The organism is Bilophila sp. 4_1_30, assembly GCF_000224655.1.
Classification (GTDB): domain Bacteria; phylum Desulfobacterota; class Desulfovibrionia; order Desulfovibrionales; family Desulfovibrionaceae; genus Bilophila; species Bilophila wadsworthia.
The window spans coordinates 109,704-121,647 of the sequence record NZ_JH114235.1; the positions used below are offsets into that span (position 1 = coordinate 109,704).

General features: G+C 64.7%; 10 protein-coding genes. 9 read left to right on the forward strand and 1 reads right to left on the reverse strand.

Features of this window, described 5'->3' with window-relative positions; all coding sequences use genetic code 11:
• From HMPREF0178_RS18055 to HMPREF0178_RS18065, 3 genes are all read left to right on the forward strand, one after another.
• Positions 1-472 (forward strand): amidohydrolase family protein (locus HMPREF0178_RS18055; protein WP_009369031.1); only part of this gene is annotated, 472 nt, incomplete at its 5' end.
• Between the two features lie 215 nt (positions 473-687).
• Complete coding sequence (locus HMPREF0178_RS18060) at positions 688-1,440, forward strand: IclR family transcriptional regulator (RefSeq protein ID WP_009369032.1); 753 nt, start codon at positions 688-690, stop codon at positions 1,438-1,440.
• 307 nt (positions 1,441-1,747) lie between these two features.
• Complete coding sequence (locus HMPREF0178_RS18065; protein WP_009369033.1) at positions 1,748-3,121, forward strand: dihydroorotase family protein; 1,374 nt, start codon at positions 1,748-1,750, stop codon at positions 3,119-3,121.
• Positions 3,122-3,280: 159 nt separating this feature from the next.
• Here the strand turns inward: HMPREF0178_RS18065 and HMPREF0178_RS18070 are convergent, their stop codons facing one another.
• Complete coding sequence (locus HMPREF0178_RS18070) at positions 3,281-3,757, reverse strand: N-acetyltransferase (RefSeq protein ID WP_009369034.1); 477 nt, start codon at positions 3,755-3,757, stop codon at positions 3,281-3,283.
• Between the two features lie 590 nt (positions 3,758-4,347).
• On the opposite strand from HMPREF0178_RS18070, the gene HMPREF0178_RS18075 reads away from it, so the two are divergent.
• The 6 genes from HMPREF0178_RS18075 to HMPREF0178_RS18100 form a co-directional block, all read left to right on the forward strand.
• Positions 4,348-5,616, forward strand: a complete 1,269-nt coding sequence (locus HMPREF0178_RS18075; RefSeq protein WP_009369036.1) for an HD domain-containing phosphohydrolase — start codon at positions 4,348-4,350, stop codon at positions 5,614-5,616.
• Between the two features lie 158 nt (positions 5,617-5,774).
• Positions 5,775-7,751 carry a sigma-54-dependent Fis family transcriptional regulator gene (locus HMPREF0178_RS18080; RefSeq protein ID WP_232281324.1) on the forward strand — a complete coding sequence of 659 codons (1,977 nt, stop codon included), beginning with the start codon at positions 5,775-5,777 and terminating at the stop codon, positions 7,749-7,751.
• Between the two features lie 330 nt (positions 7,752-8,081).
• Positions 8,082-9,407 carry a GntP family permease gene (locus tag HMPREF0178_RS18085; RefSeq protein ID WP_009369038.1) on the forward strand — a complete coding sequence of 442 codons (1,326 nt, stop codon included), beginning with the start codon at positions 8,082-8,084 and terminating at the stop codon, positions 9,405-9,407.
• 132 nt (positions 9,408-9,539) lie between these two features.
• Positions 9,540-10,529, forward strand: coding sequence for a zinc-binding dehydrogenase (locus HMPREF0178_RS18090; RefSeq protein WP_009369039.1), 990 nt, complete (start codon positions 9,540-9,542; stop codon positions 10,527-10,529).
• A 120-nt stretch (positions 10,530-10,649) separates the two neighbouring features.
• Positions 10,650-11,294: a class II aldolase/adducin family protein gene (locus HMPREF0178_RS18095; RefSeq protein WP_009369040.1), complete on the forward strand. Its 645-nt coding sequence runs from the start codon at positions 10,650-10,652 to the stop codon at positions 11,292-11,294.
• 4 nt (positions 11,295-11,298) lie between these two features.
• Positions 11,299-11,944, forward strand: a 646-nt coding sequence (locus HMPREF0178_RS18100; protein WP_009369041.1) for a four-carbon acid sugar kinase family protein, incomplete at its 3' end; no start/stop codon positions are given.

The window sequence follows — 11,944 nt, forward strand, 5'->3', positions numbered from 1 at the left end:
GACCCCGCCGACGCCGCCTTCGACCTGCGTGGTGGAAGAACAGCTCGCCGTGGGCATGATCTCGTTCGGGCTCGACGAGGCGGACATCACCGCGATCATGCGCCACCCCGCCGTGAGCTTCATCACCGACGGGCTCATGAGCGGAAGGCCCCACCCGCGCGCCTACGCCACCTATCCCCGCATCCTCGGCCGTTATGTGCGTGAGCAGGGCGTCCTTTCCCTTGAGGAGGCCGTCCGCAAGATGACCTCGCTCCCCGCCCGCAAGATCCGGCTGCGGAACAAGGGCGTCATCGCCGAGGGCTACGACGCGGATCTGGTGGTCTTTGACCCGGATACCGTCATCGACAAGAACAGCTATGACGATCCCCGCGTGCATCCTGCCGGGATCAGGCATGTGCTCGTCAACGGCGTGTTCGTGGTGGAGGACGCCGCGCTCACGGGCGCACGGCCCGGGAGGGTCATCAGGGATTAGGCCGGACGCATCGGACAAAAAGCGGCTGCCCGTACGGAACGCGGGCAGCCATAACAGGCTGCGGAAACAATACTCGGATCCCTGCGCCGAAACGGACGGCGGGGGAACGCTTTCAGGTGCCGGAGCGTATTGCCTTTCTCATGACGGGTAGGCATACTTTCACGCCGGAGGACGGAGCTTTCCCCGCCGCCGCATATCCCTTTCCGGAGATTCCCATGCTGACATCATCACAAAAAGTTTTCGACGTTCTGGAATTCCTCTGCGCCAACGGCCCGCACAAGGCCCTTGAGGTGAGCAAGGCCCTGTCTCTGCAAAAGAGCTCGGTGCACCGCTTCCTCAACAGCCTCATCGAGTTCGGCTATGTCCGCAAGGACGACCAGACGGGGCTTTTTTCGGTGACGCTCAAGGTGGTGCAGCTCGGCGCCATGGTGAGCAGCAAGATCGACATGGTGGAAACCGGGAGATCGTACATGCGGGAACTGGTGGCCACGTTCGATCAGGCCACGGTCAGCTTCGCCACGTTCATGGACAAGCAGGTGCTCGTCCTGCGCCGCGAATACCCCCGCAACTGCGTCACGCGCATCGATCTGAGCCAGCAGCTCCCCGCCTATTGCACGGGGCTCGGCAAGGCTCTCCTCTCGACGAAAAGCGAAGAGGAAATCGACGAATACATCGCCACCGTCCCGCGGACGGCCTACACCCTGCATACCCTGACGGACGGGGAGCGCCTCAAACAAGACCTGCTCGCCGCCAAGGAAAAGGGATACGCCGAGGACATCTCCGAAATCAGCGACTCGCTCCACTGCGTCGCCGTGCCCATCCTCACCCCGCACGGCGGGCTCTGGGCCATCAGCCTTTCGGGGCATTGTTCCGTCATCCGCGAGTACGGTGTGGAAAACATCGTGAAGCATCTGAAAAAGGCCGTCTGGGATATGACCTCAGGCTATTCCGCCGCGCCCGTCGCCTGACGCCGGATCTCGCCCGCATCCCGGCAAAGCCCCTCCTGTACCCGAGGGCCTCGACCGCCTTGGGATTCCCGCGCCCCCGGCAAAGGCGCCCGTTCAGGACGCGCCCGCCGCGAGGCATCCGGGGTTCCCGCAATGCCCTTGCCGGAGGCCCCTCCGGGGATGGGATGAAGCGGCAAGGTGAACCGCCCCGACGCGCCCCTCGGCGGAACCCCTCCGGGGGCGGCATGAGGGGCGGCTCCCGCCAACGGGAGGGGGGAAGCCATCAGGCCGCCGGACAAGGCAGGGGGTGCTTCACTGGGGACACGCCATGAGTACGACTCTGATCACAAACGGCATCGTCGTTGATGCCGGAACCATGCGCCCGCTGGACATCCTCATTTCCGGGGAACGGGTGGAAAGCCTCCTCCCGCGCGGCTCCGAGGTGCGGGCCGACCGGGTCATCGACGCCTCCGGGCGCTACGTGCTGCCCGGCATCATCGACGCGCACAACCACCCCGTCTATGCCGACCGCATCGACCGCCTGTCGCGGGCGGCCCTGTCCGGCGGCGTCACCACCGTCATCCCCTACATCGGGGCCGTCGCCGCATGGGGCAAACAGGGCGGGCTGGTTCAGGCCATCGACGACTTCATCAGGGAAGGGGAAACCGGTTCCTGCATCGACTTCGGGCTGCACTGCACCCTGACCGCCAACGTCATGGAAGAGGCCGACGACGCCATCCCCGAGCTGGTCGCGCGCGGGGTCATTTCCTTCAAGGCGTTCACATCCTACAGGAAGCGGGGCATGAAACTGGAGGACGACCAGATCCTGCATCTCATGGAACTGGTCGCGCGCGAAAAGGCCCTCCTCGCCTTCCATGCGGAAAACGACGCCATCCTTGAACATCTGGAAGCCAAGGCCGTTGCCGAGGGGCGCGAGCACCCCCGCGATTACCCCGCGACGCACCCCAACATTTCCGAGGCCGAGGCCATCTTCCGCGTGCTTTCGCTGGCCTCTGTCGCGGGCTGCAACATCTACCTGCCGCATGTCACCTGCAAGGAATCGCTTGAAGCCATCAGGCTGTTCAGGAAGTGGGGCACGGTGCCCACGCTTTTCGCTGAAACCTGCCCCCACTATCTGACGCTGGACGACAGCCAGCTTGCGCTGCGCGGCAACCTCGCCAAGATGTCCCCTCCCCTGCGCAAGGAGGCAGACCGCGAGGCGCTCTGGGAAGCGATCCGCAATGGCGAAATACAGGTCGTCGCCTCCGATGCGGCGGGGCACGCCACCGCCGCCAACGAACCGCTCTTTGCCGAAACCTTCCGGGCCCCGCACGGCGCGCCCGGCGTGGATACGCTTTTCTGCGTCACGTGGAACGAAGGGATTGCCAAGGGCCGCGTCGCCATCCCCGACCTTGTGCGGCTCCTGTGCGAAAACCCCGCGAAATGCTTCGGCCTGTATCCAAGAAAGGGAACCCTCCTCCCCGGATCGGATGCGGACGTGGTCATCGTCGATCCCGGCGACGGCTGGATCATCCCCGACAGGAACGAGCACATGGCCGTGGACTACAGCCTGTTCGCGGGCATGGGCTGCCTCGGCAGGCATCGCACCGTGCTGCTGCGCGGCGCGGTCGCCTATGAGGACGGAAAAATCCTCGACGACGCCCGGCGCGGCGTTTTCCTGCGCGGCAGCCTGTCCGCCTAGCGGCGCACCGACACTGAAGGAAAAGGGTCAAGGCTGGGCGGAATTCCGTCCAACCTTGGCCCTTTTCCTGTGCCGGCCCCGCCGCGCTGCCTTCCTCCGGCAGATAACGGCTCACAAAATATGGCGGAGGAAGCCTGCGCCCTCAGAGTCGGCGTGCCTTCAGGCGCCGCCCGCATCCAGATGGCGCATCACCGCCACTTCATCGCAGTCGGGGAAACGGGGGCAGTTCGCACAGACGATCCAGACGCGCTGGGGCAACAGATCCTTGCTCACCACGCCAAAGCCGTTCCGCTCGAAAAAGCGTACCTGATACGTCAGCGCGAATACCCGGTCGATGCCTATCCTGCGGGCATCCTTACAGCACTCATCCACAAGGATGTTGCCGAACCCGTTCCCCCGCCACGGCTTGGCAATGGCGAGGGAGCGGACTTCCGCCAGGTTTTCCCAGATCACCGCCAGCGCCGCGCAGCCGATGAATTCCCCGCCGCCGGTTTCCAGAATGCGGAAATCCCTGATCTGGCCGTACAGGTTCGACAGCGAACGCGGCAACAGCAGGCCCTCCGCCGAACATTCCATGAGCAAACCGTGGATCTTCTTCGCATCGCACATCCGCGCGGGGCGCAAGACTGGTTGCATGATACAACGCTCCTGTCCAAAAAACGATTCAACAAAAAAGAGCGGCCTTCATCCCGGAACAAGCTGCGGCGCATGGCCCCTTCCACGGGCCTCTCCCGTAGCGGTTCCGACTTCAAGGCCGTTGTGCCGCTTCACACTGGCGCTATCCCCGCCGAAACCCCTTCGGACAAGGACTTCACCTCTCTTTCGATTGAAACTATCCGTGATGATATACCTGTTTTTGTCGCCAGCCACAACAGTTGGCGTCGTCAATCCCCCTTTTTCTTGCGGGATGGGGCAACGACACGCCTTGGGACAACTCCGGGTTGCGGGCGCTGCCATGTGCTTTACTGCGGGAAGGATAGATTCCGTAACGCCCCGGTTATGATGCGTCCAGCCACGGCTAGGGGTCTTCGGCGTCCACGCCCCCGGCCACGTTCCTGCCGCCGGGCACTGAGGCCGAAGGGAAGATCGCTTCCACGGATTCGCCCATACCGATGGACACGTTGCGCATATCCCCCGTTGACATTTGCGGCAGACCCCATATTCTCCGGCAATCTTCCGCCGATGACCCGCGCCGGCGGCCATCTTTGCTCCTCTTCGGGTATGCCATGCAACTGCGCATCAAGCTTTACGATCTGATTTTGGCCTTCGCCAACGCGCTGGACCAGGTTCATCCGGCCCTGACCGGCCACCACAGGCGAGTGGGGTTCCTTCTCGACAGGCTGGCCGAACGGCTCGGCCTTCCCTCCGAGGAGCGGGAACGGCTCTTCCTCGCCGGGATCATGCACGACGTGGGGGTCATCCCCCTGAAAACCAGTGCGGAAGATCTCGTCTTCGAGCGCGAGCGCTATCTCCATCCGCAAGCGGGCTGCCTGTTCCTGCAAAACTGCCCCACGCTGGCCGAAGAGGCGGAGCGGGTGCGCTTCCACCACATGTACTGGGAAAAGGCTTGTGACAGGGGGCTCGCCGCCCGCGAAGGCAGCCTCATCAATATCGCGGATCGCGTGGATGTGGATCTGCGCGCCAAGAACGATTTCCGGGAAGCCGTGGAGGGCGCGGAACACAAGATGCGCGAACGCCGCCCCGGCATCTACTCGCCCGACCACATCGAGGCCATGCAAGACATCCTGCACGACGAGGAAACGCTCAATGACCTCGCCGGGGCGCACATGCGCCTCCCCTCCTTCGTCCGGCGGCGCTACGGCGATCAGATCCTCACGCCGCAGGAAACCATCCGGTTCAGCACCCTGTTCGGGCACATCATCGACTCGTGCAGCCCCTTTACCGCCACCCATTCCACGGGCGTGGCCCACATGGCTGTGGCGCTCGGGCGTCTGACGGGCATGGGGCAGGATGACCTCGACACGCTGTTCGTCGCGGGTATGCTCCACGACATCGGCAAGCTCGGCATCCCGCTGGCGCTGCTCGAAAAACCCGGGCAGCTCACCGACGAGGAATTCCCCAAGGTGAAGCGCCACGCCGACCTCAGCCGCCTGTGGCTGGACGCCGTGCCCGGCTTCGAGCGCGTGAGCGTCTGGGGCGGCGGGCACCACGAGCGGCTGGACGGCAAAGGCTACCCGCTGGGCCTGAAGGGAGAGGAAATCCCTCTCCCCTCACGGATCATGGCGATTGCGGACGTGTTCACGGCACTGACCGAGGACAGGCCCTACCGCAAGGGCATGACGCCGCCCGAGGCCCTGCGCATCGTGGAGGGCATGGTGAAGCAGGGCCATCTTGACGGCGACCTGTCCAGACTCCTGTGCGATCATGCCGACGAACTCGACGCCGTCCGTGCCTCCTCGCAGGCCGAGGCACGGCGAGGCTTTCAGGCCCTGCACGACGCCTGTGCCGAGCCCGACGAACTGCTGCGGGATTAGGGCCTCCTCACGCGGGCAGCGCCGGCGGACCTTCCCGCGTGAGGAGGCTGCGCCGCGTACCGGCGGTTTCCCGCGCGGCTTCCGTTTCCGGATGGCCTTTCCTCGAAGAAGCCCTCCGGCAAGCCCCGTCCCGTCCACCCTTGTTACTGAAAGACGACATGCATAATTCCCGTGACCCTCAAACGAACGCGCAGGAGCGTACGCCGTTGCCTCAAATCCGTATCGTCAGCATTTCCCCCTATCCGGAAATGGAAAGGATCGTTCAGGATGTCATTGCGGCCCATCCTCAGCGCGGGCGCATCGACAACCGCATCATCACCGCGACCGTGGACAGGCTCGACCTCTCGGAACTGCGCGACTGCGACGCCATCATCGCCCGGGGCTATTCCGCCCGGCGGCTGAAGGCGCAGGAACTGGGCGTTCCCGTCATCGACATCGCCATTTCCGGCTACGACGTCATCCGCTCCATTCAGGAATGCCAGCGGCGGTTTCAGACGCGGCGCATCGGCTTCGTCGGCTTTTACAACGCCTTCAACGGGATCGAACAGTTTTCCGGCATGTTCGGCTGCGACATCCGCGTCTACATCCCCGAATGCGCGGCGGAGATCCGGCACGCGCTGGAACTGGCCAAGCAGGACGGCTGCGACGTCATCGTCGGCGGCTATTCCGTGCAGCAGGACGCGGGCCTTCTGGGGCTGCCCGCCATCCTGCTGCGCACGGGCCGGGAAACCTACGCGCAGTCGCTGGAGGAGGCCATCCGGACGGTCACCCTCGTCCAACAGGAGCGCATCCGGACGGAAACCTATAAAATCATTACGGAGTCGGTGAAGGACGGCTTGCTCTACGTAGACGCCTCCGGGATCATCCGGCTGGACAATCCCGCCGCCTGCCTCATGCGCGACGTCCCGCTCAAGGACGTGCCCCTCGAAACGGCCTTCCCCTGCATGGTGGACAGCTTCAGCCGGGCGATGCGCGACTGCACGGAAATTCAGGGCGAAGTCCGCAAGGTGCGCGGCGTTTCCATCACCTTCGACTGCACGCCGGTAGCCGTCAACGGGGTCGCGGCGGGCGTCGTCATCAGCTTCCAGAACGTGGACAAGGTCCAGCAGCTCGAAGGGCACATCCGCAAAAAATTGAGCAATAAGGGACTGACGGCCAAGCACCACCTTTCGGACATCGTCCATTGCAGCCGGCTGATCGACGAAACCATCGAGGACGCCTGCCGCTACGCCGCCGCCTCGTCCAACATCCTGATCGTGGGCGAGACGGGGACGGGCAAGGAACTGTTCGCGCAGGGCATCCACAACGCCAGCCAGCGCCGCAACGGGCCGTTCGTGGCCATCAACTGCGCGGCCCTGCCTGAAAACCTGCTTGAAAGCGAGCTGTTCGGCTACGTGGAGGGCGCGTTCACGGGAACGACGCGGGGCGGCAAGATGGGGCTTTTCGAACTGGCCCACAACGGGACGCTGTTCCTCGACGAAATATCCGAAATCCCGCTGAACATGCAGAGCAAGCTCCTGCGCGTGCTCCAGGAGCACGAGGTCCGGCGCATCGGCGACGACCGGGTGACCGCCGTGGACGTGCGCATCATCTCGGCGACCAACGTCAACCTCCACAAGCTCGTCGCCGCCAGACGCTTCCGGCAGGATCTGCTCTACCGCCTCGACGTGTTGAAAATCACGATCCCGCCCCTGCGCCGACGGGGGGAGGACGTCATCGAGCTGTTCCACTTTTTCCTCAAGAAATTCTGCTGGAAGAACCGCGAGGCCCTGCCGGAGGTCGCCCCGGACTCGCTCCACCTGCTCCGGGAATACCCTTTCGCGGGCAACGCGCGGGAACTGCGCAACGTCGTCGAGCGGGCGGCCGTCCTGCGCCGCAACCGGGACGTCCTGACCTCGGCGGATCTCAACAGGGCCCTGCATCCCGAGGACATCGAGGAAGTGCCGCCCCTTCTTGCGGCAACGCCAGCGCCCTTCCCTCCCGAGGCCCCGCAAGCCTCCGGGCCGGACGACGAAAAGGACAGGCTGCTCGCGGCCCTGCGCGCCTGCGGCGGCAACCGGACCCGTGCCGCCCGCGAACTGGGCATGGACCGAACCACACTGTGGCGCAAACTCCAGAAATATATACAGAAATAACCTGTATATCCAACAGGTTGCCCTTTTGGGCGCAAGGCCGCCGCTGCAACGGATTGTTGCGTATATGTTGCAACGATCCGTTGCAACCGTATTCCGTTGCAACAGCCCGCCGCCCCCCTCCCCGCCGTTTCACGGGTGCGCCGCGTTCCCGTCCCCCCCGTTCTGTTTGAACAATCAAACGTCTCTCAGAAGGCCGCCGATGTTTGCCAAATCCATCCGGCGGCTCCGGAAGGCGCGCTCCCGGCACACTGCCGTCACCGCTCTGGCACCGAACTTGCTAAATAACGCCCGGAGAGAATGTCTGTTTCTATTATTGCGGAGGAGATAGAAATGTCGAGTGCCTATGTATTGGTAGCCTTTGCCGTCTGTATTTTGCTGATGATACTCTTCATCTCAAAATGGAAGATCCACCCCGTCACCAGTATTCTGGTCGCAACCATCATTCTGGCCATATCCATCGGAACCCCGTGGGACAAGATTGAAGGCATCATCAACAAGGGCATGGCGGACACGCTGAAGAGCATCGCCATCGTCATCGTGCTCGGATGCATCCTCGGTAAAGTCCTTGAAGAGACGGGAGCCGCCGTCAGCATCACCAAGGCGACCGTCAAGCTCTTCGGTGAAAAGCGCGTGCTCTGGGCCATCCTGCTGGCCTCCGCCATCCTCGGCATCCCGATCTGGGCCGACACCGTGGTCATCCTGCTCATCCCCATCGTGTCCAATCTGGCCCTCCAGACCAACAAGTCCATGATGTCCTACGGCACGGCATTGTATATGGGCGCGCTCGTCACCGCCTCGCTGGTGCCGCCGACCCCCGGCCCCGTGGCCGCCGCCGCACTGCTCCACCTGCCGCTCAGCGACGCCATCATGTGGGGCGTCCTCATTTCAATCCCCTCCGTCTTCGCCGCCGGGCTGTACTGCCTCACCCTGAAGGAGCCCGTGGCCCCGCAGGAGGAGTATATCAAGTCCGCCGAAGCCTCGAAGGACAAGAAGCTCCCCTCGGTGGGAACCTCGCTTGCCCCCATCATCCTGCCGCTGGTGCTCATCTTCCTGAACACGGGCATCAACGCCATGTTCCCGGACACGACCGTTGCGAAGGTCTTCAAGTTCGTCGGCTCGCCGCTCGCCGCGCTCCTCGCGGGCTGCCTGTTCTCGCTGGTGCTCACCGGCGCCGAATGGCGCTCCAAGAAGGTCATGAACGACTGGGTGGAATCCGCCCTGCGCTCCTCGGCCATGCCCATCATGGTCACCGCCATGGGCGGCGCGCTCGCCGCGTTCATCAAGAACGCGGGCGTCGCCAACGCCGTGGCCGAAACCGTGGTGCAGTTCAGCATCCCCGGCATCATCATCCCGATCCTCATCGCCGCGCTCATCCACGTCATCACCGGCTCCAACGCCCTCGGCGTCATGACCGCAGCGGCCCTCGTCGAGCCCATGCTCGGCGCGCTCGGCATCTCGCCGCTCGCCGCCTTCCTCGCCTGCGGCACGGGCGCGCTCATGTTCAAGCACGCCAACTCGTCCGGCTTCTGGGTGACCGTCACCATGTCCAACATGGACATCCGGCAGGGCATCCGGGCGGTCGGCGGCGGCTCCACGGTGGCCGGGTTCACCGGCGCGGCCATCACGGTCATCCTGCACTTCGCCGGGATCATCTAAACCAACGGGCGGGCCCGGCTGCCTCCCCCCGGCGGCCGGAGCCCCCAATGCGCCATGCAAGGCCGCATGGCATGGGAAAGGCGGGAACGCATCAAAACCGTCCCCGCCTCTTTCCGTCATAAAGGAACGGACATGGAAACTTTCGTCACCAAGGCCGCCCGCCTCAACGGGCCCCGCGACATCGAGCTTATCGAGCGTGAACTTGTCTGCGGCGAGGACGACATCATCGTCAAGAACCACCTCATGGGCATCTGCGGTTCCGACAAGAACTTCTACCGCGGCTACCTGCCCCCGAAAACCGCCGAATTCCGGCAGGACCCCAAGTTCCCCTTCCTGCTGGGGCACGAGAGCGGCGGCACGGTCGTCGCCGTGGGCAGCCGCGTAGCCGACTACAAGGTCGGGGACAAGGTCATGGCCTTCGGCTGGAACAACAACTTCGCCGAATACTTCGCCGCCAAATCCTTCCAGCTCCAGCCCGTGCCCTATGATCTCGACATGGACATCGCCTCGCTGGGCGAACCCATCTCCTGCGCCATGTACTCCGGCCTGAACAGCGGGGTGCAGCTTGGGGACACAGTAGTGGTCATGGGCGGCGGCTTCGCCGGGCAGATCATCGCCCAGTGCGCCAAGCGCAAGGGCGCGTACCGCGTCATTGTGGTGGACGTGCTTGAGGGCAAGCTGGCCCTCGCCCGCAGGCTCGGCGCGGACATCACCCTCAACCCCGGACAGGACGACGTCATCGAAGCCGTCAAGGACCTGACCAACGGGCTCGGCGCGGACGTGGTGGTCGAAGCCGCCGGGACAGCCGAATCCTTCAACGCCGCCAGTGAGATCATCAAGCACAACGGCAAGTTCGTGTTCTACAGCTGGGTCACCACCCCGGTGACGCTGAACATCAGCCGCTGGCACGACGACGGGCTGGAATTCATCAACACCTGCCTTGTCCACCATACGTGGCAGCAGCGTTATGTCTGGTGCCCGGAAGCCCTGCGCCCGGTGGCCCAGGGGCTCGTCGAGGTCAGGCCGCTCATCACCGACGAATTCAGGCTGGACGACATCAAGGCCGGGTTCGACCTCGCGGACAAGGACGATGCCGCCATCAAGATCGTATTCAGGCCGTAACCGGACGTAACGGGGCCGGGCCGCCGCTCCCGCCTTCCCGGAAGGGGATCGCGCGGCCTTGCCGGAAGGCCCCCGGCGCACCCGCGGGCGCGCCGTGCAAGGAAGACCAAGGAAAAGACAATGATTACCTGCCCTGACTGCGAAACAGGCCGGAACCTGCTTGCCGGAGCCTGCCGCTCCGTCTTCCAGCGCGGCCTGACCGGCGGTTCCGCCGGAAACATGAGCCTGCGGGTCGAGGGGGGCATCCTCGCCACGCCCACGGGCATCCCCTTCGGCGAGCTGACGCCCGAAAGCCTTTCCCTGCTGGACGAAACGGGCGCCCTCGTCAGCGGCCCCAAGGCCACCAAGGAAGCGCCGTTCCACCTCGCGTGGTACAAGGCCAACCCCGATCACCTCGCGGTGGTGCACCTGCATTCGCCGTGGGCCGTGGCCGTCTCCTGTCTGGCGGATCTCGACCCCGGCAGCCCCCTGCCGCCGCTGACGCCCTACCAGCTCATGAAGCTGGGGCATCTTGCGGTCGCGCCGTATGCGAAACCCGGATCGGCGGAACTGTGCGCGGGCGTCGCCCGCCTCGCCCCCGGACGCACGGCCCTGCTGATGGCCAACCACGGCTCCATCACCGGCGGCGCGAGCCTGACCAGGGCGCTGGACGCGGCTGAAGAGCTGGAAGCCACCTGCCGCCTTTACCTGACGCTGCGGGGCCTGCCCGTGCGCTGCCTGACTCCGGAGCAGACCGCCGAACTTCTTCCCCCCAAAGGAGCCTGATCCCATGACTGCCGTTCTTGGCTGCATCGCCGACGATTTCACCGGCGGCACCGACCTTGCCGAAACCCTGAGCCGCAACGGGATGCGCACCATCCAGCTTCTGGGCGTGCCGGATACCGCGCTGGCCTCGGAAGCCGCCGCACAAGCCGACGCGCTGGTCGTGGCCCTGAAGATCCGCACCGTCCCCGTCGAAGAGGCCGTCAGCCAGGCCCTCGCCGCGCTCGAAGCCCTGCGCGCCGCGGGCTGCCGCCAGTTCTTCTGGAAATACTGCTCCACCTTCGACTCCACCCCCAAGGGCAACATCGGCCCGGTGGCGGAGGCCCTGCTCCGGGCCCTCGGCGGCGACCGCGCGGTCGTGTGCCCCTCCTTCCCCGAAAACAGGCGGACGGTCTATCAGGGCTACCTTTTCGTGGGCGACAGGCTGCTGCACGAAACCTCCATGCGCAACCACCCGCTGACGCCCATGACCGACGCGAACCTCATCCGGCTCATGGACGTCCAGTCTTCACGCAAAAGCGGGCTGATCCCGCTGGAAACCATCCGGGAAGGCGCCGAAGCCGTCAAAGCCCGGATGGATGAACTTGCGGCGCAAGGCACGCCGTGGCTCGTCTGCGACGCGCTTTCCGACGCGGATCTGCGGGCCATCGGCG